The sequence below is a fragment of the Nocardia lasii genome (assembly GCF_042658545.1).
In the GTDB taxonomy this organism is placed as follows: Bacteria; Actinomycetota; Actinomycetes; order Mycobacteriales; family Mycobacteriaceae; genus Nocardia; species Nocardia lasii.
In genome coordinates, this window is record NZ_JBHSQN010000015.1 from 315,361 (window position 1) to 337,682 (window position 22,322).

Consider the following 22,322-nt stretch of genomic DNA (forward strand, 5'->3'; position numbering starts at 1 on the left):
CATGTTCTCGGGGACTGCTCCGCGACTTTTGCCGGGCGTGGGGTGGGGTGTGGTTGGGGGCACTTTTGTGGTGTTGGGGTGGGGGTTTGTCGTAGGGTTGGGGGTGTAACTTACGGTACCGTAGGTTTTTACTTCGGGAGGTTTCGTGGAGGCGGTTCTGACTGAGGTCGGTGGGGTGGGGGTGGTGGTGAAGCCGCGGTTTCGGGGGTGGATTCATACGTGGGCGGTGGGGGTGGCGGCTGTTGCGGTGACGGTGTTGGTGGTGTTCGGGTTTCTCACGTCGAAGACGGCGGGGTGGTCGACGCTGCTGTATGGGGTGTCGGTGTGTGCGTTGTTCGGGGTGAGTGCGGTGTATCACCGGGTGACCTGGGGCAGTGTGCGGACTCGGGTGCGGATGAAGCGGGCCGATCATTCGATGATCTTTCTGTTCATCGCGGGGAGTTACACGCCGTTCGCGCTGCTCGGGTTGCCGGGGAAGACGGGGCAGATCCTGCTGATGGTGGTGTGGGCGGGAGCCATTGCGGGAGTGGGGTTGAAGGTGTTGTGGCCCACCGCGCCCGCGTGGGTGGGGGTGCCGCTGTATCTGCTGCTGGGGTGGGCGATCGTGCCGGTGGTGCCGGAACTGCTGCACAACGTCGGGGTGGCGCCGCTGGTGTTGCTCGCGGTGGGCGGGGTGATCTACAGCGTCGGCGCGGTGCTGTACGCGACCAAATGGCCCAATCCGTGGCCCGACTTCGGTCATCACGAGTTCTTCCACGCGGCCACGGTGGTCGCGGCACTGTGCCACTACATCGCGATCTGGCTGGTGGTCCTGGGCTGACCGGCGCGTGCGTGCGGTGTGGCGGCACGCGCCTTCTATGCTCAGTGGTTGTGTCACCCGTCAGCGCAGTCCGTGACTCGGCGTCCGCGGGCGCCTCGATCGGACGTGTGGTGAATCGGTTGGTCCGGTGGGCGCTGCGGTCCTACTGGGGGCTGGCGCTGGTGGTGATCACCGCCAACATGGTCGGCGTCGGCGCCCTGTTCCTGGTCTGCTGGGCCGGCGGGGTGTTCAGCCGGATCGGCAGCGACTGGCGCGACGCGGCCCTGCTGATCATGATCTACCCGACCCTGGCCTTCCTGTTCGGCATCGGCCTGGCGATCTACGACCGGCGCCGCTACCTGCGCTGGCTCGACGACAACCGAAAACCCACGCCGGAGGAAGCGCGCGTGCTGATCCGGCTGCCCGCCGCGATCACCCTGCGCGTCCTCGCGCTGTGGATGCCCGGCCTCATCCTGACCGTCTGGTTGGTCGACCGATTCACCGAGTACCACAACGTCACCGTGCTGATGTCCGGCTTCGCCCTCGGCGCGCTGGAAGCCGCGGGCGCGACCTACCTGATCCTGGACCGCCTGATCCGCCCCACGGTCCCCATCGTCGCCGCGGTCCTCGGACCCACCGTGCATCCGACCTCGACCGTGCTGGTGCGCGTGCTGGTCACCTGGGCGGTCTCCGGAGCGCTGCCGGGACTGATCATCATCGTCGTGCTCAGCGACCGCACCTCCCCCGCCAGCGACCGGGTGCGCGCCGCCTGGATCTTCTCCCTCGTGGCGCTCGCCGTCGGCGCCCTGGCCACCGCGCTGCTGGCCCGCTCGGTCGCCACCCCGATGCGCGCGATGTACCGGGCACTGGACCGGATCACCCGCGGCGAACTCGACGTGCGGGTGCCGGTGGGCAGCGCGAGCGAGATCGGCCGCCTCGAACACTCGGTCAACGAACTCGCCGCCACCCTGCGCGACCAACTGCACACCGAGGACGTCTTCGGTCGACACGTCGGCTCCACGGTGGCCGAACGCGCCCTGTCGGGCACCACCGACCTGACCGGTGACGTGCGGATCGTCTCGGCACTGTTCGTCGATGTCACCGGCTCGGTGCAGCTCTCGGCCGAGATGGCGCCCGAGGAGTTCGTGCACAAGCTCAACCGCCTGCTCGCCACCGTCGTCGCGGCCACCGAGGACAACGGCGGCCTGGTGAACAAGTTCGCCGGCGACGCCGCCCTGTGCATCTTCGGCGCGCCCTCGGCCCTGAAGGACAACGCCACCCCCGCCCTGCGCGCGGCCCGCCGCATCCGCGACGAGGTCGTCGCCACCGGCGAACTCGACGTGGGCATCGGCGTGGCCCGCGGCCAGGTCTTCGCCGGCGACGTCGGCGCCGACACCCGCCTCGAGTTCACCGTCATCGGCGACGCCGTCAACGAGGCCGCCCGCCTCACCGCCGTCGCCAAGGAAGCACCACGACGAGTCCTGGTCAGCGATTCGGTCTGGCAGGCCGCCACCCCCGTGGAACGCTCGAAGTGGAAGCGCTACAAGGACTTACGCCTGCGCGGAATCCCCGGCCGCACCCGCACCTGGACGGACATCGCCCCACGGAAGTAAGCCCCGGAGGGCTGCCACAGCGGCCGAACACGAGGTCGGTACGTGGTCCACCGAATCACCGCCCCGCGACGAACACAGCAGATCCTGAGCTCGCCGGACCCCGCCTCGTGACGAACACAGCAGGTCCTGAGCTCGCCGGACCCCGCCTCGCGACGGAGGCAGCAGGCCCTGAGCTCGCCGAGCCCCGCGCCGGAGACAGCAGGTCCTAGGTTCGTAGGGCTGCGGTGAGGGCGGTGGGGTCGGTGACCGGGAGGTCGCAGACGGCGCCTCGGCAGAGGTAGGCGGCGGGGGCGCCGTCGACGAGGGGGCGGTCGGTGAGCAGGGGTGCGGAGTTGGGCGGGGCGGCGAGGATGATCGCGCCGCCGGGGGCCCAGGTTCGGGCGGCGGCGAGGAGTTCGGTGGCGGCGGCGGACTTCTCGGTGGCGGCGATGGCGACCTGGTAGGGGCCGCGCACCGACGCTTCGGCGACCGAGAGCCAGTTGCCCGCCGTGCGTGGGGCGCGGGCGAGCAGGATGGCGCCGAGGGACAGGGTGCGGTCGGCGAGTTCGCGGTAGCGCACGGCGCGCGCGGGATCGGCGACCGCCGAGGCGGTGAGCAGAGCCTCGGCCAGCACCGACGCACCGGCGGGGGTGGCGCCGTCGACCGGATCGCGCGGGCGCGCGACCAGGGTTTCGGCATCGTCGGCGGTGTCGAACCAGCTGCCGGGACGGTCCGGGTCGGCGAAATGCTCGATCGTGGCGTCGAGCACCAGTTGCGCGGCCGCGAGCCAGTCGGGTTCGCCGGTGGCCTGGTAGAGGGCGAGCAGGCCGGTGGTGAACCAGGCGTAGTCCTCGAGCACCCCGGGCGGGGCGCCGACGACGCCGTCGAGGGAGGCGCGGCGCAGTCGACCGTCGACGAGATGGACGTCGAGCAGATAGCGCGCGCACCGCACGGCGGCGGCGACCCAGGACGGTTCCTCCAGTGCCGCACCGGCTTCCGCGAGCGCGGTGATCACCATGCCGTTCCAAGCGGTGACGACCTTGTCGTCGCGGGCGGGCTGGGGACGCAGCGTGCGCGCCTCGAACAACCGCGCCCGCAACCGATCGAACCGCGCCGCCTGCTCGACATCGACCGGATCACTGCGCCGGGTGAGCACCGAGGTCCCCTGCTCGAAGTTCCCGGCCGTGGTGACACCGAAAGCGTCTGCGGCCCACATCCCTTCGAGCGGACCGAGCTCCCCGATCATCTCGGCGGGCGTCCACACATAGGTGGCACCCTCGACCCCGGGACCATCGGGTTCGAGGTGGGTGTCGGCATCGAGCGCCGAGGCGAAAGCACCCTGGGCGGTACCCAGATCGCCGAGCAGGAATTCGACGGTCTCGCGAGTCACCCTGTGCGGCAACGACTCCAGCGGCGTCGGCGCCGCGCGACGCGCGAGATGGGCGTAGGCGCGCAACAGCAGCGCGTTGTCGTACAGCATCTTCTCGAAGTGCGGCACGAGCCAGCCCGCGTCGACCGAGTACCGCGCGAACCCACCGCGCAGCTGGTCGTAGATCCCCCCGCGCGCCATCGCCTCGGCGGTGCGCTCGACGAGATCGAACACGGCCTGATCACCGGTCCGCTCCCCATGCCGCAGCAGCCCTTCCAACATGGCCGACGGCGGAAACTTCGGCGCCCCACCGAAACCCCCGTGCACAGGATCCTCGTCCCGTGCGATCCCGAGCACCGCGTTGTCGAGAAGCTCAGGGCCCACGGCGAATTCGGCATCGGGCAGCCCCGCCGCCTGCGCCTGCAACGCCTCGGTCACCTGCCCGGCCGCCTTGTCCACGTCTTCGCGCCGATTGCGCCAGGTGTCGGTGACCGCGGTGAGCAACTGCGTGAACGAGGGCATCCCGCCACGCGGCTGCTTGGGGTAGTAGGTGCCGCAGTAGAAGGGCGCACCGTCGGCGGTGAGGAAGCTGGTCATCGGCCAGCCGCCCTGCCCGGTCATGGCCACGGTCGCGTTCATATACACCGCGTCCAGGTCGGGCCGTTCCTCCCGGTCGACCTTCACGCACACGAAGTCGGAGTTCATCTGCTCGGCCGTGGCCGGGTCCTCGAACGACTCGTGCGCCATCACATGACACCAGTGGCAGCTCGCGTAACCGATCGACAGCAGGATCGGCACATCGCGACGCGCGGCCTCGGCCAGCGCGTCGGCGTCCCACTCCCGCCAGTGCACGGGGTTGTCGGCGTGTTGACGCAGATAGGGCGAGGTAGCACCGGCCAATCGGTTCACACTCCCACCCTGCCACAGACCGCCGACGAGTCCGCGTCAGCCCTGATCGCCTTATTGTTCATATTGACCAGTTATCGACACGCGCCAATCAGGTAAACCAATGTTTCATTTTCGATCACGGCGGCGAAAAATCGGGTAAACGTGACGAATGAGATCTGCCACCGTCGTTCGTACCGGCCTCGCCGCCGGTGTCGCGCTCGCCCTGTTGACCGCCTGTGGATCCCCGCCCGAGGGCAAGGATTCCGCCTCCTCCGGTAATACCTACGGTTCCGCGGACGCGAAATTCCGTGCCTGCATGGTGACCGACGCGGGCGGCGTGGACGACAAGTCGTTCAACGAATCGGGCTGGGCCGGCGTGAAGGCCGCGGTCGACGCCAATGCCGCGATCTCGGGCAGCTACCGCCAGTCCAACAGCAGCGCCGACTACGAGCCCAACCTGCGCGCCTCGGCCGACGACGAGAAATGCGGTCTGGTGATCGGCGTCGGTGGTCTGATGGCCGACGCGGTCACCGCCGTGGCGCAGGAGAATCCCGACAAGCGATTCGCCATCGTCGATTCCCATGTCGACCTGCCGAATGTGTACTCGATGGAATTCAACGCGGCCCAATCCTCTTATCTGGCAGGCTATCTCGCCGCCGGTACGACCAAGACCGGCAAGGTCGCCACCTGGGGCGGCATGCAGATTCCGGCCGTCACCATTTTCATGGACGGATTCGCCGCCGGCGTCGCCGAATACAACCGCGTACACAACACCACCACCGCGGTGCTCGGCTGGGACACCCAGGCCCAAAAGGGTTCGTTCACCGGCAATTTCGACGACACCAGCGCGGGCCGCTCGCTGACCGAGAACTTCCTCGCCCAGGGCGCCGACGTGGTGCACCCGGTCGCGGGCCCGGTCGGTCTCGGTGGCGCCTCGGCCATCAAGGACAAGGGCAACGCCACCATGATCTGGGTGGATTCCGATGGCTACGAAGCGGTTTCGGAGTACAAGCAGATCATGCTGTCCTCGTCGATGAAGGACATCTCCTCGGCGATCCGCGCGGCGATCGACAACGCCTTCGCCGAGGGCGCCAAGGACGGCCGCTATGTGGGCACGCTGGCCAACAGCGGCGTCGCGCTCGCCCCGTTCCACGATTTCGACGCCACCATTCCCGAGGCGTTGAAGCAGGAACTGAAGAAGTTGCAGGCCGATATCGTCGCGGGCACCGTGGTGGTCTCCTCCCCCGCCGCCCCGAAATAACGTATGCGGCTCGAATTACGTGGCCTGACCAAGAAGTTCGGTGATTTCGTCGCCGACGACGCCATCGACCTGGTGGTGGAGCCGGGCCGGATCCACGCTGTGCTCGGCGAGAACGGCGCGGGCAAATCCACGCTGATGAACATGCTGTACGGGATCCTGGAACCCACCGAGGGCCAGATCCTGATCGATGGCGCGCCGGTGCGATTCCGATCGCCCGGCGACGCCATCGCGGCCGGAATCGGCATGGTGCACCAGCATTTCAAGCTGGTGGGCCCGTTCAGCGTCGCCGACAATGTGCAGTTGGGGCGCGAGCACGCCAAGGCCGGGATCATCGACCGTGGCGCGGCCCGGCGGGCGGTGCGCGAGGTCTCGCAACGGTTCGGGCTCGCGCTCGACCCGGACGCGCTGTGCGAGAACCTGCCGGTCGGGGTGCAGCAGCGGGTGGAGATCGTCAAGGCGCTCTCGGGTCCCACCGAGTTGCTGATCCTCGACGAACCCACCGCGGTGCTCACCCCGCCCGAGGTTGCCGAATTGTTGGCGATCATGCGCAAACTCGCGGATTCGGGGATGTCGATCATCTTCATCAGCCACAAGCTGAAGGAGGTGAAGGCGGTCGCCGACACCATCACCGTCATCCGGCGCGGCAAGGTGGTCGCCGAGGCGTCGCCGACCGACAGCGAGGCCGAGTTGGCCGCGGCCATGGTGGGGCGCGAGGTGACGCTCACCGTCGACAAGACGCCCGCCGAACCGGGCGCGACGGCACTGGCGATCACCGACCTCACGGTGCTCGACGAGCGCGGGCTGCCGGTGCTCAACGGGCTGAACCTGACGGTGCGGGCCGGTGAGATCGTGGGTCTGGCCGGGGTGGAGGGGAACGGCCAGACCGAACTGGCCCGCGCCGTGCTCGGCACGCTCACCGCGGCCGGTGGGTCGATCGAGCTGCTGGGTACCGAGGTCACCCGCTGGCAGCCCGCGCGGCGCATCGCGGCCGGGCTCGGGTACATCCCGGAGGATCGCGGACGCGACGGGGTGGTCGGTGACTTCACCGTCGCCGAGAACATCGTGCTCAACCAGTACCGCGACGCCCCGCTGTCGCGACGCGGCGTGGTCGACGAGACCGCGGTGCGCGACATCGCGGTGAAAGCCATCGCGGAGTTCGACATTCGCACCCAGGGTCCGGGCGAGCACGTCTCGGCGCTCTCGGGCGGCAACCAGCAGAAGGTGGTCATCGCACGCGAGTTCTCGCGCCCGCGCAAGGTCATCGTGGCCGCCCAACCCACCCGCGGCGTCGACATCGGCGCCATCGAATTCATCCATGCCCGACTGGTGGCCGAACGCGACGCGGGCACGGCCGTGCTGCTCATCTCCGCCGAGCTCGACGAGATCCTGGCCCTGTCCGATCGTGTGGCGGTCATCTTCGACGGCCGGATCGTAGGTGAGGTCTCGCCCGATCGGCCCCGATCCGAGGTGGGCCAACTCATGATCGGCCATACCCCCGCGGAGAACGAGTGAATACCAAGTCAACGCGAAAACGATTCGGCCCCACCTTTGTTCGGTACCTGACCGAAGCCAACAGCGTGATGGTGACGGTCTACTCACTGCTGCTCGCCTTCGCCATCGGCGCGGTGCTCATCGTGGTGTCCGATCCCGGGGTGCGCGGCACGTGGAACTACCTGTTCGCCCGACCCGGCGACGCGCTCAGTGCGTCCTGGTACGCGGTGTCCACGGCCTACCTGGACCTGTTCGAGGGCTCGATCCTCGATGTCGGTCGGCTGCAACAGTTCTTCGCCGGTGACGCGACGCTCGCGCAGGTCCTGCGACCGATCTCGGAAACACTGACCTACGCGACGCCGCTGATCTTCACCGGGCTGGCCGTCGGTCTCGCGTTCCGGGCGGGCCTGTTCAACATCGGTGCGCAGGGCCAGTTCGTGTTCGGCATGCTCGGCGCGGTGATCGTGGGCTTCGCGGTGGACCTGCCGTTCGTGCTGCACCTGCCGTTGGCATTGCTCGCGGGCGCGGTGGCGGGCGGGTTGTTCGGCGCGATCCCCGGGTATCTCAAGGCGAGAACCGGTGCGCACGAGGTCATCTCGTCGATCATGTTGAACAACATCGCCGCCTACTTCCTGATGTGGGCGCTGGGCACCACGTTCATCCACTCGGTCACCTCGATGGAGCTGGTGTCCAAGCCGGTCGACGAGTCGGCGCGGTTGCCGCAGCTGCTCGGGTGGGCCGGGTCGGGACTGCGGGTGAGCGTGGGGCTGCTGATCGGACTGGTGCTGGCGGCGGCGACCTGGTGGTTGTTGAGCAAGTCCACCTTCGGTTTTCGCATACGCGCGGTCGGGGCCAACGATCAGGCCGCGCAGACCGCGGGCATGAACATCGGGCGCACCTTCACCACCACCATGGGGGTGGCCGGGGCGTTCGCCGGCCTCGGTGGCGCGGTGTTGGCGTTGGGCTTGAGTCCCTACACGCTGAATCCGGGCACGGCGGTCGAGTACGGGTTCGACGGGATCACCGTGGCCCTGCTCGGGCGCGCGCACCCCGGCGGAATCGTCGCCGCCGCACTGCTTTTCGGTGCGATGAAGTCGGGAACGCTGCACATGCAGCCCGCCATTCCGGTGGAGATGTCGACGCTGTTGCAGGCGGTCATCGTGCTGTTCGTCGCGGCACCGGCACTGGTCAAGACCCTGTTGCACCTGCGGACACCGCGCGGTGGACTCAATACTCTGGAAGCGAGGGGCTGGTGAGCACACCGACCATCGCGGTGCTCGACGCCGCCGAAAAGCGCTACACCACCGCCGGTTACGGGTTGATCGGTACGGCCGTCGCCCTCGGCGGACTCGGCCTGGCACTGATGGATTCCGGGCGGACGATCACCTATCGGCTCGACCAGACGCTCGACGCGAGTTGGACGGTCGCGACGCTGCCGGTCGTGCTGACGCTGTCCGCGCTCGCCGCGCTGGCCGGGATCTGGCTGCTGGTCCGCCCGCCCGTGCGATTCGCCGGGGCGGTGATCGGGGCCGGGGTCGCCGCGCTGGTGATCGCCGCGCTGTCGTGGACCGTCACCCCCGGCGTCGGGTTCCCGATCGAATTCGTCCTGGCGACAACGCTTTTCCTGTCGCTACCGTTCATCTTCGGCGCGCTGTCCGGTGTCGTCGCGGAACGGTCCGGGGTGATCAACCTCGGGATCGAGGGGCAGTTCCTGGCCGGGGCGTTCACCGCGGCGCTGATGGCCTCGATCAGCGGCAGCGCCTACGTCGGGATGGCGGCCGCGATGGTGAGCGGGGTGTGCTCGACGCTGCTGCTGGCCTGGTTGGCGACCCGCTTCCAGGTGAATCAGGTCGTCACCGGCATCATCCTCAACCTGCTCGCGCTCGGCCTGACCGGCTTCCTCTACGAGCGACTCATGCGCGCCGACGGCTCGCTCAACCAGCCCGCCACCGTGCGCAAAGTCGGTGACTCGCTGGGCTTCCTGGCCGACATCCCGATCCTCGGCCCGGTCCTGTTCGACCAGAACATCTTCGTCTACGTGGCGCTGACCTGCGTGTTCGCGGTCTCGTTCCTGCTGTTCCGCACCCGATGGGGCCTGCGCACCCGCGCGGTCGGCGAACACCCCGCCGCCGCCGACGCCGCGGGCATCGACGTCAACCGCCTGCGCTTCTGGAACGTCACCGCCGCGGGCGCCCTGTCCGGCTTCGGCGGCGCCTTCTTCACCATCGCCAACAACGTGTCCTTCAGCAAGAACATGACCGCCGGCCTCGGCTTCGTCGCCCTGGCCGTCATGATCGTCGGCCGCTGGCACCCCTTCGGCGTCCTCACCGCCGCCCTGCTCTTCGGCTTCGCCAGCGCCCTGCAACGCTTCCTCAACACCATGCCCGGCAACCCCATCCCCACCGAATTCCTCGGCATGCTCCCCTACATCGTCACCCTCGTCGTCGTAGCAGGCTTCATCGGCAAAGCCACCGCCCCCGCCGCCGACGGCATCCCCTACACCCCCGGAGACAAGTAACCGGGAAGGCCGGATTCCTACCGGGTCACCAGCGCCGCCAGCGCGATCAGCAGCGGTACGGCGAAGGCCACGGCGAAGATCCCCATCTTGACGACGAGGCCGGGACGTTCCAGTGGCGTGAAGCCAGCGCTGCCCGCGCTGTAGAGCGTGTAGGGCGCGGCGTAGTGGAAATGCACCGGACCCCGGGTGGCATCGATATCGAGGGTGGCCTTGCCGGCTTTCCAGACGTACTGCGACCACAGCTGCACGCGGTAATACCCTGGCGGGAGCTGGAATTCGTTGAACCCGGGTCGGAGCTCGACAACCAGCTCCGGGGTGAACTGGGCGATCATCCGCGCCCGCCGCGCCTTCACCTTGATCCCGTCCGATGCCGTCACCCCGACGGGCACCAACGGCGGCCGGTAGGACTGATGCGGCTGATACGGCTGGTGTGGATGCACGCTCGCACCCTATCGAGCCGCGCGTGTGGCGGGTAGGACGCGTCTGATCAGTCTGGCTTCACCGTTTATCGGGCGGTAGGGCGGATAGTGATGGGTATCACTTTTCACCGGAATCAGCGAGGAGCCACCACCCATGATCTACGCCAAGCCGGGCACCGAGGGCAGCATCGTCAGTTACGCGCCGCGCTACGACAACTTCATCGACGGCAAGTGGGTTCCGCCGGTGGAGGGTCGGTATTTCGAGAACACTTCGCCGGTGGACGGGCAGGTGTTCTGCGAGATCGCGCGGTCCAGCGCCGCCGACGTGGAACTGGCGCTCGACGCCGCGCACCGGGCCGCGCCGTCGTGGGGTGAGACCTCCCCCGCCGAACGCGCCAACATCCTGAACAAGATCGCCGACCGGATCGAAGCCAATCTCGAGGGGCTGGCCGTCGCCGAGACCTGGGACAACGGCAAGCCCGTGCGCGAAACCCTCGCCGCCGACCTACCGTTGGCCGTCGACCACTTCCGCTACTTTGCCGGGGTGCTGCGCGCGCAGGAAGGTGGCATCAGCGAGGTCGACAAGGACACCATCGCCTACCACTTCCACGAGCCGCTCGGCGTTGTCGCCCAGATCATTCCGTGGAACTTCCCCATCCTGATGGCCACCTGGAAACTCGCCCCGGCCCTGGCCGCGGGCAACGCGGTGGTGCTCAAGCCCGCCGAGCAGACCCCGGCCTCGATCATGAAGGTGATCGAACTCGTCGCGGACCTGCTGCCGCCGGGAGTTCTCAACGTGGTCAACGGTTTCGGCGTCGAAGCGGGCAAGCCGCTGGCGTCGAGTCCGCGCGTGGCCAAGGTCGCGTTCACCGGCGAGACCACCACCGGGCGCCTGATCATGCAGTACGCGAGCGAGAACATCATCCCGGTCACCCTGGAACTGGGTGGCAAGAGCCCCAACATCTTCCTGCCCGATGTGATGGCCGCCGACGACGACTACCTCGACAAGGCGATCGAGGGGTTCGTCATGTTCGCGCTCAATCAGGGCGAGGTGTGTACGTGTCCGTCGCGCGCGCTGATCGCCTCGTCGATCTACGACGAGTTCATGGCCCGCTGCATCGAGCGCACCGAGGCCATCATCAGCGGCAACCCGCTCGACGAGGCGACCATGATCGGCGCCCAGGCCAGCAACGACCAGTTCGAGAAGATCCTGTCCTACATCGACATCGGCAAGAAGGAAGGCGCCGAAGTGCTCACCGGCGGCGCGGTCCGCAGCGTCGACGGGCTGGGCGACGGCTTCTACATCGAGCCCACGATCTTCAAGGGCACCAACGACATGCGCGTGTTCCAGGAGGAGATCTTCGGCCCGGTGCTGGCCGTGACCACCTTCGACACCACCGAGGAAGCACTCGAACTGGCCAACGACACCCTCTACGGCCTCGGCGCCGGGGTGTGGACGCGCGATATGAACACCGCCTACCGCCTCGGTCGCGGCATCAAGGCCGGGCGCGTGTGGACCAACTGCTATCACGCCTACCCCGCGCACGCCGCGTTCGGCGGGTACAAGAAGTCCGGCATCGGTCGCGAGAACCACAAGATGATGCTCGACCACTACCAGCAGACCAAGAACCTGCTGGTCAGCTACTCACCGACCAAGCTCGGCTTCTTCTGATGATCCGCCGCGTCGACCTCACCGACCCGGCGGCGGCACTGCTGGCGGAGCTGACCGAACGGCACGGTCCGGTCATGTTCCACCAGTCCGGCGGGTGCTGCGACGGCAGCTCGCCGATGTGTTATCCGCGCGGGGAGTTCCGGGTGGGCGGGCAGGACGTGCTGCTGGGGTACCTGCCCGGCGAGACCCCGTTCTGGATGAGTGCCGACCAGTTCGAGTACTGGAAACACACCCACCTCACCGTCGACGTGGTGCCCGGCCGCGGCGGCGGGTTCTCCCTGGAGGCGCCCGAGGGCGTGCGGTTCCTGATCCGCTCGCGCCTGTTCACCGAGGCGGAGGCGGCCGCGCTCACCCCACCGCCGACCGGGTGATGTGAAACACGCGTGATCGGGTTGTTTCGGCAGGTCAGCGGTGTCGGATACGCACCGCTGACCTCACCGATCCACGGCCGTAACAGTGAGCGAGCATTCTGCAACTTCGACGATCGCCATCGCTGCCGACCGCGCTGTGTTGTGTTGATGAGGAGCCGAAGTTGAGTACAGAAACCAGCCCCGCCGTCGGCGCGGGCGAACCAGTCGACGACTACCTGGCCAAACGCACGCTCCGCAAGGGCTCGGCGGGCTGGGTCCTGCTCGCCGGGCTCGGCGTGAGCTACGTGATCTCCGGTGACTACTCCGGCTGGAACTTCGGCCTCGCCGAAGGCGGTTTCGGCGGACTGCTGATCGCCACCGTCGTCATCGCGGCGATGTATCTGGCCATGGTGCTCGGCATGGCCGAGATGTCCTCGGCACTGCCCGCCGCGGGCGGCGGCTACACCTTCGCCCGTCGCGCGCTCGGCCCGTGGGGCGGATTCGCGACCGGCACAGCCATTCTCATCGAGTACGCGATCGCGCCCGCCGCCATCGCCACCTTCATCGGCGCCTACGTGGAATCGCTGAACCTGTTCGGGATCACCGACGGGTGGTGGGTGTACCTGGCGGTGTACGCGCTGTTCATCGGCATCCACCTCGCCGGCGCCGGTGAGGCGCTCAAGGCGATGTTCGTGATCACCGCGATCGCGCTCGTCGGCCTGGTGATCTTCGCCGTCGCCGCGATCGGCAAGTTCGATGTGGCCAACCTGACCAATATCGCCGCCGACCCGACCGCCACCGGCTCGTCGTCGTTCCTGCCGTACGGCTACCTCGGCATCTGGGCCGCGATTCCGTTCGCGATCTGGTTCTTCCTCGCCGTGGAAGGCGTGCCGCTGGCCGCCGAGGAGGCCAGCGAGCCGGAGAAGAACGTGCCGAAGGGCATCATCGTGGCGATGCTGCTGCTGGTGGTCACCGGCGCGACCGTGCTGTTCCTGGTCACCGGCGCACTCGGTGCCGAGAGCGCGTCCGCCTCGGGCAACCCGCTGGTCGAGGCGCTGGGCGACAGCTCGGCGGCCAAGGTGGTCAACTACATCGGCCTGGCCGGTCTGGTGGCCAGCTTCTTCTCCATCGTCTACGCCTACTCGCGTCAGACCTTCGCCCTCTCGCGCGCCGGCTACCTGCCGACGAGCCTGTCGGTCACCAACTCCCGCAAGGCGCCGGTGCTGGCGCTGATCGTGCCCGGCGTCATCGGCTTCGCCCTCTCGCTCACCGGCGAGGGCGCCATGCTGCTGAACATGGCGGTGCTCGGCGCGGCCCTGAGCTACGTGCTGATGATGGTCAGCCACATCGTGCTGCGCGTGCGCGAGCCCGAGATGGCGCGCCCGTACCGCACCCCCGGCGGCATCGTCACCACCGGCTTCGCGCTGGTCATCGCGGCCATTGCGGTGGTGGCGACCTTCCTGGTCGACTTCGAGGCGGTGCTGTGGACCCTCGGTGTGTTCGTCGCCTTCATGGCCTACTTCGGTCTCTACAGTCGCAAGCACCTGGTCGCCAAGTCGCCCGATGAGGAGTTCGCGGCCATCGCGAAGGCGGAATCCGAACTCGAGTAACCCCGTCGAACCCGGCGGCGCCCCCGCCGCCGGGTCCGGCCTTCGGAAAGGGACCGATGACCTTGTACCGCAGCACGATCGGCGTCACGACCTACACCTTCGACGGGTTGATCGACCTGTTGGCGAAGGCCACTCCCCTGCGCAGCGGCGACGAACTCGCCGGGTGCGCGGCGGCCACCGACGCCGAACGTGCCGCGGCGCAATGGGCCCTGGCGGAGGTGCCGCTGACCACGTTCCTCAGTGACGTGGTGGTGCCCTACGAGACCGACGAGGTCACCCGGCTGATCATCGACAGCCACGACCGCGTCGCCTTCGCGCCGATCTCGCACCTCACGGTCGGCGGCCTGCGCGACTGGCTGCTGGCCGTGGCCGCCACCGAGGATTCGGCGCGCACCCTGGCCGCGGTCTCCCCCGGTCTGACGCCGGAAATGGTCGCCGCGGTCAGCAAGATCATGCGCAACCAGGACCTCATCGCCGTGGCCAAGGCGACCGAGGTGACGGCGGGTTTCCGCACCACCATCGGCCTGCCGGGCCGCCTGAGCACCCGCCTGCAACCCAACCACCCCACCGACGACCCGCGCGGGATCGCCGCCGCCACCCTCGACGGCCTGCTGCTCGGCTGCGGTGACGCGGTGATCGGCATCAACCCGGCCACCGACTCCCCCCAGGCCACCGCCGACCTGCTGCACCTGCTCGACGACGTGCGCCTGCGCTTCGACATCCCCACCCAGTCCTGCGTGCTCTCCCACGTCACCACCACCATCGGCCTGATCGAGGCGGGCGCCCCGGTGGACCTGGTGTTCCAGTCCGTGGCGGGCACCGAGGGCGCCAATTCCGGCTTCGGCGTGAACATTTCGCTGCTGCGCGAAGGCAACGAGGCCGGGCGGTCGCTGGGGCGCGGCACCGTGGGCGACAACGTGATGTACCTCGAGACCGGGCAGGGTTCGGCGCTGAGCGCGAATGCCCATCTGGGCGTGGGTGATCGGCCCGTCGACCAGCAAACCCTCGAGGCCCGCGCCTACGCCGTGGCGCGGGATCTGCAACCGCTGCTGGTGAATACGGTCGTCGGCTTCATCGGGCCCGAGTACCTCTACGACGGCAAGCAGATCATCCGCGCCGGACTCGAGGACCACTTCTGCGGCAAACTGCTCGGCCTGCCGATGGGCGTGGACGTCTGCTACACCAATCACGCCGAGGCCGACCAAGACGACATGGACACCCTGCTCACCCTGCTCGGCGCGGCGGGCTGCGCGTTCGTCATCGCGGTGCCCGGTGCCGACGACGTGATGCTGGGCTACCAGAGCCTGAGTTTCCACGACGCCCTCTACGCCCGCCGCGTCCTGAACCTGCGCCCCGCACCGGAATTCGAGGCGTGGCTGTCGGGATTGGGCATGCTGGACGCGAACGGCCGTGTGCGACAGGTGGAACCACTGTCCTCACCCCTGCGCGCGCTGACGACCTCGCGATGAGCACGACCCCCGCCGCCCCGAAACAACCTGTGCCGAAACAATTCCCAGGGAGCGCGATGCCCGACGACGAAGCCCCCGCCACCGACAGCCGCACCACGGATCCCGCACCACCCCAGGACTTCTGGCGCGACCTGCGCGGCACCACCCAATCGCGCATCGGCCTCGGCCGCACCGGCGACGCCCTGCCCACCACCGACGTCCTCGCCCTGCGCGCCGCCCACGCCGCCGCCCGCGACGCCGTCCACCTGCCCCTCGACACCGCGACCTTGACCGAGCAGATCACCGAGGTCGGCCTCGGCACCCCCGTCACCGTCGCCTCCAGGGCCACCACCCGCGCCGAATACCTGCGCCGCCCCGACCTCGGCCGACTCCCCGACGACCTCACCGCCGTCCCCGACACCGGCGCCGACATCGGCTTCGTCCTCGCCGACGGCCTGTCCCCGCTGGCCCTGTCCGAACACGCCCCCGGCCTGCTCACCGCCCTGGCCGACGAACTCGGCGACCGCTACACCCTGGCCCCGCCGGTGATCGCCACCCAGGCCAGGGTGGCACTGGGCGACCACATCGCCGAGGCCATGGGCGTGCGCACCGTGCTGGTCCTGATCGGTGAACGCCCCGGCCTGTCGGTGGCCGACAGCCTCGGCATCTACCTCACCCACCTGCCCCGCCCCGGCCGCGCCGACGCCGAACGCAACTGCATCTCCAATATCCACCCGCCCGACGGCCTCACCTACCGCGACGCCGCCCGCGTGGTGGCCGGATTGGTCGCCGGCGCCCGCGCACTGGGCCGCTCGGGTGTCGACCTCAAGGACACCTCGCGCACCGACGCCCTCGCCGCCGCCGAAACCCTGACCATCGAACCCGGCTGAGACGCGCACCGCGGCGAGACCCGTTCAGGGTGAACCACAGCGGTTCGCTCCCTAGAGTGATTCCCATGATCCGCACCGCCGCCCTCGCCCATGTCCGCGACCGCAGGCTGATCCAGACGCGCCCGGAGGGCAAGGACGTCTTCTACATGGCGGGCGGCAAGATCGACCCCGGCGAGACCCCTTTACAAGCCTTACATCGCGAGATCGAGGAAGAACTGGGCGTCGGCCTGGCCGGGGTCGCCGAGTTCGGCGTGTTCGAGGCCGAGGCCTTCGGACACGGCCGCAACACCGGCCTGCACATGACCTGTTTCCGCGCCGAACTCACCGGCGAACCCAAGGCAACCGGCGAGATCGCCGAATTCCGCTACTTCACCGGCGGCGAATACGAGGCCATGGAACACGTCGCCCCCGGCTCGCTGATGGTCTTCCGACGCCTGCACGAACTCGACCTGATCGACTGGTAGTTGCCACGGCAACGATCTGATATCGACCGAAACAAACCCGAGACCAGCGACGATTCCCCCACTGTGAACCTGCCGATAACCTCCGCGCCCATGACCGCGTCCGAACGCCGCGCGGCCTTACGCCGTCTCGTCGCCCTGTTCGGGATCATGAACACGATGATCGAACTGTCCGCGCACGGGGCGCCGCGCTCGATGGCCGAACACGCCACCGCCGCACGCGATCTCGTCGGCGAACTCGTAGCAGACCTCGCCGCGGCGCGCTAGGAACCCGACTTCGGCGGGTGGTCGGCCGATTCCTCGGTGATCACACCGGGTTCGGTGCCCTCGTCGGCCTTCTGATCGGGTTCGGGATGTTCGGGCTCGAAGGTTTCGGGCAGACCCTTGAGGTGCTTGTTCATCGAGCGGACCAGCAGCACCGTGCCGACCAGCAGGACCAGCACGACCAGCAGACCGAGCGGGGAGGCCTTGCCGAATTCGGGGCCGGTGGGTTGCTGCGCGAGGTAGACCAACATCACCGGTCAGTGTCCTCGATGCCGGCGAACAGGTCGGTCTCCGGGATAGCGGTGGACACTCTCGTCTTGGCCAATTCGAACTCCTCGGTCGGCCACAGCCGCTGTTGCATCTCCAACGGGATCGCGAAGAACGCGCCGTTGGGATCGATCTGGGTCGCGTGCGCGCGCAGGGCGTCGTCACGCTGGGGGAAGTATTTCGAGCACTCGATCTGGGTGGTGACCCGCGACATGATGTCGCCGCGCGCCCGCGAGTACTGCCGCATCCGATCCAGCCAGTCCTGCAGCGGGAACGGCTCGCCGCGACTCTCGTACTCCGCGGCGAAGACCTCGAGGCGCTTCATGCTGAAACCGTGGTCGTAGTAGAGCTTGAGCGGCTCCCACGGCGCACCCGCCTCGGGGAACTTCGTCGGATCGCCCGCAGCCTCGAACGCGGCCATCGTGACCTCGTGGCAGCGGATGTGATCGGGGTGCGGGTAGCCACCGTTCTCGTCGTAGGTGGTGATCACCTGCGGCTTGAACTCGCGGATCACCCGCACCAGCGCCTCGGTGGACTCCTCGAGCGGCACCAGCGCGAAGCAGCCCTCGGGCAGCGGCGGCAGCGGGTCGCCCTCGGGCAGACCCGAGTCGACGAAGCCCAGCCAGTGCTGGCGCACGCCGAGGGCGTGGGCCGCGGCGGCCATCTCCTCGCGCCGGACCTCGTTGATCCGGTCCAGCACGCCGGGGGTGTCCATGGCCGGGTTCAGAATGCTGCCGCGCTCACCGCCGGTCAACGTCACGACGAGCACCTCGACGCCCTCGGCGGCGTACCGTGCGGTCGTCGCGGCGCCCTTGCTCGACTCGTCGTCGGGGTGGGCGTGCACTGCCATGAGGCGAAGGCCACTCACTTCTCGTTCACCGTCGCTCTCGCTCGCGGGTGTCAGATGTCGTTCCCTATAGTTCCATCCGACCCCCCGTTTGTTCCGACCACCCCCGGGAGCGCGAAACCGATGACCGAGCCCGCCCCCGACGCCACCACCGCAGCAGCGCGACACGCCGACCGGTACGGGACGAAACCTCCGGTGCGTCGCGTGTGGGTGCTGGTCGCGCTCGCCGTCGGCGTGGTGGTGGCCGGATTCACGGTCGCCTACCTCGGCTACCAGAAGTACGGGCCCAAATCGATCGAAACCGAACAGCTCGGCTACGTGGTCGTCGACGACGCCACCCTCGACGTGCGGATCAAGGTCACCCGCGACGACCCACAGCGGGCCGTGGTCTGCTTCGTGCGGGCCATGGACCGCGACGCCGCCGAGGTCGGCCGCCGCGAAGTACTGGTGCCGGGATCGGATTCGACCAGCGTCGTGGTGAACACTACGGTCAAAACCTCCGCGCGCGCCTCGGCGGGCGATATCTATGGCTGCGGCGACCAGGTTCCGGGCTACCTACGCCTGCCCGGCTAGCCTGACCTGCATATTTTCCAGACATGCTAAAATAGGCGGATACACGGTTCCGGGGTTCGGAGCCGTGTTTGCTGCATTGGCGGCCAGCGGTGCTGTTTGCGGGTATCGGGTTCACCCCCAGGATCGCTCCAGCCGTCGGGCTGGTGCATGCCCTTCTTCGGGTATCGCACCGGTATCAGGGAATCCCGGTGCGCCGGGAACAACTACTAGGGAGTGATCGAGATGACCGAGAATGTGACCTGGCTTACCCAGGAATCGCACGACAGGCTCAAGGGTGAGTTGGATGCGCTCATTGCCAATCGTCCGGTCATTGCCGCCGAGATCAACGAGCGCCGCGAAGAGGGCGACCTCAAGGAGAACGGTGGCTACCACGCCGCGCGTGAGGAGCAGGGTCAGCAGGAGGCGCGCATCCGCCAGCTGCAGGAACTGCTGAACAACGCCAAGGTCGGCGTCGCCCCCACCAAATCCGGTGTGGCCCTGCCGGGCTCGGTCGTCACGGTCTACTACGACGGCGACGAGAACGACACCGAGACCTTCCTCATCGCCACCCGCGAAGAGGGCCTCGGCGCCACCGGCCTCGAGGCCTACTCGCCGAACTCCCCGCTCGGCGGCGCGCTGATCGACGCCAAGGTGGGCGAGACCTGCGAGTACACGCTCCCCAACGGCAACACCATGAAGGTCACGCTGGTCAGCGCGGAGCCGTACCACGGCTGAGCGCGCACTTCCAGAACCCGAACGCAAGCGGCCGCATCCGATACTCGGATGCGGCCGCTTCGTCATGTGCTGGGGTCCCCGCTCAGCTCAGGGCCTGCTCGACATCGGCGAGCAGGTCGCTGATGTCCTCGATCCCGACCGACAGACGCACCAGGTCGGCGGGCACTTCCAGCGCCGAACCCTCGGTGCTGGCGTGGGTCATCGCGCCGGGGTGCTCGATCAGCGACTCGATGCCGCCCAGCGACTCGGCCAGGGTGAAGATCTCGGTCCGCGAGCAGAACTTCAGCGCCGCCTCGCGACCACCGGCCAGGCGCACCGAGATCATGCCGCCGCTGCGCCGCATCTGCTTCTGCGCGATCTCGTAGCCGGGGTGCGTGGGCAGGCCGGGGTAGATGACCTGCGAGATGGCCGGGTGATTCTCGAGGAAACCGGCGATCACCTCGGCGTTGTCGCAGTGCCGTTCCATGCGCACGGCCAGGGTCTTGATGCCGCGCAGCACGAGGTAGGAGTCGAACGGGCCGGGAACCGCGCCCGCGCCGTTCTGCAGGAACGCGAAGTCCTTGTCCAGGTCGGCGCTGTCGGTGATCAGCGCGCCGCCGACCACATCGGAGTGCCCACCGAGGTACTTGGTGGTGGAGTGCAGCACCACATCGGCGCCCAGCAGCAGCGGCTGCTGCAGGTACGGGGTGGCGAAGGTGTTGTCGACGACCAGCTTGGCGCCTGCCGCGTGCGCGATCTCGGCGAGCGCGGGGATGTCACCGATGCTCAGCAGCGGGTTGGTGGGGGTTTCGACCCAGACCAGCTTGGTGTTGGGGCGGATGGCCGCGCGCACCGCGTCCAGATCGGCGATGTGGGCGGGCGAGTGCTCGATGCCCCACTGGCTGAACACCTTGTCGATGAGCCGGAAGGTGCCGCCGTAGGCGTCGTCGGGGATGACGATGTGGTCGCCGGGGCGCAGCATCGCGCGCAGCGCACAGTCGGTGGCCGCCATGCCCGAGGCGAACGCGCGCCCGTAGCTGCCCGATTCCAGGGCCGCGAGGTTGGCTTCCAGTGCCGTGCGGGTGGGGTTGCCGGTGCGGGCGTATTCGTAGCCGCCACGCATGCCGCCGACGCCGTCCTGGGCGAAGGTCGAGCTCGCGTAGATGGGCACGTTGACCGCACCGGTCTGAGGATCGGGTTCGTATCCGGCGTGCACGGCCCTGGTGGAGAATCCCAGCTCACTCATGGCCCCAGACTAGTTGGCCGGTTTCGGACCGCCGCGAAGGGGTTCGCGACATGGTCGAAGTGTCGGATTCGAGGGTGGGCCTGCGGTTAAGCTCGGGCCATGGTCACCGTCGAAGAGTTGTTCGCCATCGATCCGTTGCTGTCGCAGGAGGAGCGCGAAATCCGCGACACGGTGGCGCGATTCGGCGAGCGCAGGCTGCGACCGCACCTGGCCGAATGGTTCGAGCAGGGCACCTTCCCGGCCCGCGAGATCGCCCCGGAACTGGGCAAGCTCGGGCTGCTCGGCATGCACCTGGACGGCTACGGCTGCGCGGGCGCCTCGGCCACCGCCTACGGGCTGGCCTGCCAGGAACTCGAGGCCGTCGACTCCGGGGTGCGCAGCATGGTCTCGGTGCAGGGCTCGCTGGCCATGACCGCCATCCACTTCTTCGGTTCCGAGGACCACAAGCAGCAGTATCTGCCCGCGATGGCGGCCGGTGAGCTGATCGGGTGCTTCGGCCTCACCGAACCCGACTTCGGGTCCAACCCCGGCGGGATGCGCACGCGGGCGCGGCGCGACGGTGACGACTGGGTGCTCAACGGGTCCAAGATGTGGATCACCAACGGGTCGGTGGCCGATATCGCGGTCGTCTGGGCCTACGCGGACGAACCCGGCCAGGACAAGCCTCGGGTGCGCGGCTTCCTGGTCCCCGCGGGCACACCGGGTTTCACCACCCGCGAGATCCACCGCAAACTCTCGCTGCGCGCGTCCATCACCGCCGCACTGGATTTCGACGATGTGCGCCTGCCCGCCGACGCCGTGCTGCCCGAATCCCATGGGCTCAGTTCGCCGCTGGCCTGTTTGAGCGAGGCGCGCTTCGGCATCGTCTTCGGTGCGCTCGGCGCCGCCCGCGACTGCCTGAGCTCGGCGATCGACTACGCCCGCACCCGCGAGGTCTTCGACAAGCCCCTGGCCGGCTACCAGCTCACCCAGGCGAAACTGGCCGACATGGCCCTCGAACTCGGCAAGGGCCAGTTGCTGGCGCTGCATCTGGGGCGGTTGAAGGATCGGCACGAGATCACCGGCGAGCAGATCAGCGCGGGCAAGCTCAACAGCACCCGCGAGGCGATCAAGATCGCGCGGGAATGTCGAACCATCCTCGGCGCCAACGGAATCACCCTCGACTACCCCGTGCTGCGCCACGCCAACAATCTGGAATCGGTGCTGACTTACGAGGGCACGGCCGAGGTGCACCAACTGGTGCTGGGCAAGGCGCTCACCGACGCCAACGCGTTCCGGTAGGTCAGGGGTTCACGGCGGTCTCGCGCGGCCGGAACATGCCACCGGCGAAGGCCAGTGCCAGCGCGAGCATCACCACGGCGAACACGGTCAGCGCCAGCGGCACGGTGACGGACGCGGATACCCCGATCGCGGTCAACGTAGCCACACCACCGCAACCCCAGAGCAAGGCCGCGGCGAAGCGAGCGAGCACCGCGGCATACGGCTTGTGACGTATCCCAGCGATCCTGGTCTGCGCCGAGTACCCCGCACCGGCTGCGATGATCGGGGATATGCCGAGCAGCTGAACGGCCGAGTCGGTGGCGTGCACTGCGGGTCCTTTCGCTCGCCGAGCTGTTTGCCGCAAGTTATCTCAGAACGGTTATACCCGCTCCGAACCGCCGCAG

The 22,322-nt window shown here is 68.3% G+C and carries 22 protein-coding genes; 16 read left to right on the forward strand and 6 right to left on the reverse strand.

Annotation, left to right across the window (positions count from 1 at the left end):
* Positions 1-157: 157 nt before the first annotated feature.
* Positions 158-820 carry a PAQR family membrane homeostasis protein TrhA gene (gene trhA, locus ACFP3H_RS23565; RefSeq protein ID WP_378609580.1) on the forward strand — a complete coding sequence of 221 codons (663 nt, stop codon included), beginning with the start codon at positions 158-160 and terminating at the stop codon, positions 818-820.
* A 110-nt stretch (positions 821-930) separates the two neighbouring features.
* Positions 931-2,412 (forward strand): adenylate/guanylate cyclase domain-containing protein, encoded by a 1,482-nt coding sequence (locus ACFP3H_RS23570; RefSeq protein ID WP_378609232.1) that lies wholly within the window; start codon positions 931-933, stop codon positions 2,410-2,412.
* A 205-nt stretch (positions 2,413-2,617) separates the two neighbouring features.
* Here ACFP3H_RS23570 and ACFP3H_RS23575 read toward each other — a convergent pair whose 3' ends face one another.
* Positions 2,618-4,669, reverse strand: coding sequence for a thioredoxin domain-containing protein (locus tag ACFP3H_RS23575; protein ID WP_378609233.1), 2,052 nt, complete (start codon positions 4,667-4,669; stop codon positions 2,618-2,620).
* A 148-nt stretch (positions 4,670-4,817) separates the two neighbouring features.
* On the opposite strand from ACFP3H_RS23575, the gene ACFP3H_RS23580 reads away from it, so the two are divergent.
* From ACFP3H_RS23580 to ACFP3H_RS23595, 4 genes are read left to right on the forward strand one after another with little or no spacing between them, the layout of a single operon-like run.
* Positions 4,818-5,909 (forward strand): BMP family lipoprotein, encoded by a 1,092-nt coding sequence (locus tag ACFP3H_RS23580; protein WP_378609235.1) that lies wholly within the window; start codon positions 4,818-4,820, stop codon positions 5,907-5,909.
* 3 nt (positions 5,910-5,912) lie between these two features.
* Positions 5,913-7,421, forward strand: coding sequence for an ABC transporter ATP-binding protein (locus ACFP3H_RS23585; protein WP_378609236.1), 1,509 nt, complete (start codon positions 5,913-5,915; stop codon positions 7,419-7,421).
* Positions 7,418-8,656: an ABC transporter permease gene (locus ACFP3H_RS23590; protein ID WP_378609238.1), complete on the forward strand. Its 1,239-nt coding sequence runs from the start codon at positions 7,418-7,420 to the stop codon at positions 8,654-8,656. The genes ACFP3H_RS23585 and ACFP3H_RS23590 overlap by 4 nt, the downstream gene beginning before the upstream one ends.
* A complete protein-coding gene (locus ACFP3H_RS23595; RefSeq protein ID WP_378609240.1) occupies positions 8,653-9,918 on the forward strand; it encodes an ABC transporter permease in 1,266 nt (421 codons plus the stop codon). The genes ACFP3H_RS23590 and ACFP3H_RS23595 overlap by 4 nt, the downstream gene beginning before the upstream one ends.
* A gap of 17 nt (positions 9,919-9,935) precedes the next feature.
* Here the strand turns inward: ACFP3H_RS23595 and ACFP3H_RS23600 are convergent, their stop codons facing one another.
* Positions 9,936-10,358 (reverse strand): hypothetical protein, encoded by a 423-nt coding sequence (locus ACFP3H_RS23600; RefSeq protein ID WP_378609241.1) that lies wholly within the window; start codon positions 10,356-10,358, stop codon positions 9,936-9,938.
* A 133-nt stretch (positions 10,359-10,491) separates the two neighbouring features.
* On the opposite strand from ACFP3H_RS23600, the gene adh reads away from it, so the two are divergent.
* The 7 genes from adh to ACFP3H_RS23635 all read left to right on the forward strand — a co-directional run bounded on the left by adh (position 10,492) and on the right by ACFP3H_RS23635 (position 17,035).
* Positions 10,492-12,009 carry an aldehyde dehydrogenase gene (adh, locus tag ACFP3H_RS23605; protein ID WP_378609242.1) on the forward strand — a complete coding sequence of 506 codons (1,518 nt, stop codon included), beginning with the start codon at positions 10,492-10,494 and terminating at the stop codon, positions 12,007-12,009.
* On the forward strand, positions 12,009-12,380 hold the full coding sequence (locus ACFP3H_RS23610) for a DUF779 domain-containing protein (RefSeq protein ID WP_378609244.1): 372 nt from the start codon (positions 12,009-12,011) through the stop codon (positions 12,378-12,380). The genes adh and ACFP3H_RS23610 overlap by 1 nt, the downstream gene beginning before the upstream one ends.
* A gap of 161 nt (positions 12,381-12,541) precedes the next feature.
* Entirely contained in the window at positions 12,542-13,969 is a 1,428-nt protein-coding gene (gene eat, locus ACFP3H_RS23615; protein ID WP_378609245.1) for an ethanolamine permease, read from the forward strand.
* A gap of 56 nt (positions 13,970-14,025) precedes the next feature.
* Positions 14,026-15,438, forward strand: a complete 1,413-nt coding sequence (locus tag ACFP3H_RS23620) for an ethanolamine ammonia-lyase subunit EutB (protein WP_378609247.1) — start codon at positions 14,026-14,028, stop codon at positions 15,436-15,438.
* Between the two features lie 56 nt (positions 15,439-15,494).
* Positions 15,495-16,307 carry an ethanolamine ammonia-lyase subunit EutC gene (gene eutC / locus ACFP3H_RS23625; protein WP_378609248.1) on the forward strand — a complete coding sequence of 271 codons (813 nt, stop codon included), beginning with the start codon at positions 15,495-15,497 and terminating at the stop codon, positions 16,305-16,307.
* Between the two features lie 65 nt (positions 16,308-16,372).
* Positions 16,373-16,771, forward strand: a complete 399-nt coding sequence (locus ACFP3H_RS23630) for an NUDIX hydrolase (RefSeq protein ID WP_378609250.1) — start codon at positions 16,373-16,375, stop codon at positions 16,769-16,771.
* Between the two features lie 90 nt (positions 16,772-16,861).
* Positions 16,862-17,035 (forward strand): hypothetical protein, encoded by a 174-nt coding sequence (locus tag ACFP3H_RS23635; RefSeq protein ID WP_378609251.1) that lies wholly within the window; start codon positions 16,862-16,864, stop codon positions 17,033-17,035.
* Here ACFP3H_RS23635 and ACFP3H_RS23640 read toward each other — a convergent pair.
* Entirely contained in the window at positions 17,032-17,283 is a 252-nt protein-coding gene (locus ACFP3H_RS23640; RefSeq protein WP_378609253.1) for a hypothetical protein, read from the reverse strand. The two genes, ACFP3H_RS23635 and ACFP3H_RS23640, sit on opposite strands and share 4 nt — an antisense overlap.
* A complete protein-coding gene (mca, locus tag ACFP3H_RS23645) occupies positions 17,283-18,149 on the reverse strand; it encodes a mycothiol conjugate amidase Mca (RefSeq protein WP_378609254.1) in 867 nt (288 codons plus the stop codon). The genes ACFP3H_RS23640 and mca overlap by 1 nt, the downstream gene beginning before the upstream one ends.
* 120 nt (positions 18,150-18,269) lie before the next feature.
* On the opposite strand from mca, the gene ACFP3H_RS23650 reads away from it, so the two are divergent.
* The gene (locus ACFP3H_RS23650) at positions 18,270-18,719 is read left to right on the forward strand and encodes a DUF4307 domain-containing protein (RefSeq protein WP_378609256.1); all 450 of its coding nucleotides are present in this window, start codon (positions 18,270-18,272) and stop codon (positions 18,717-18,719) included.
* Positions 18,720-18,941: 222 nt separating this feature from the next.
* Complete coding sequence (greA, locus tag ACFP3H_RS23655) at positions 18,942-19,433, forward strand: transcription elongation factor GreA (protein ID WP_378609257.1); 492 nt, start codon at positions 18,942-18,944, stop codon at positions 19,431-19,433.
* A gap of 82 nt (positions 19,434-19,515) precedes the next feature.
* On the opposite strand, the gene ACFP3H_RS23660 is transcribed toward greA, so the two are convergent.
* Complete coding sequence (locus ACFP3H_RS23660) at positions 19,516-20,658, reverse strand: cystathionine gamma-synthase (protein WP_378609258.1); 1,143 nt, start codon at positions 20,656-20,658, stop codon at positions 19,516-19,518.
* Positions 20,659-20,757: 99 nt separating this feature from the next.
* On the opposite strand from ACFP3H_RS23660, the gene ACFP3H_RS23665 reads away from it, so the two are divergent.
* Positions 20,758-21,939, forward strand: coding sequence for an acyl-CoA dehydrogenase family protein (locus ACFP3H_RS23665; RefSeq protein ID WP_378609260.1), 1,182 nt, complete (start codon positions 20,758-20,760; stop codon positions 21,937-21,939).
* Position 21,940: 1 nt separating this feature from the next.
* On the opposite strand, the gene ACFP3H_RS23670 is transcribed toward ACFP3H_RS23665, so the two are convergent.
* Positions 21,941-22,246 (reverse strand): hypothetical protein, encoded by a 306-nt coding sequence (locus ACFP3H_RS23670; protein ID WP_378609261.1) that lies wholly within the window; start codon positions 22,244-22,246, stop codon positions 21,941-21,943.
* Between the last annotated feature and the right edge of the window lie 76 nt (positions 22,247-22,322).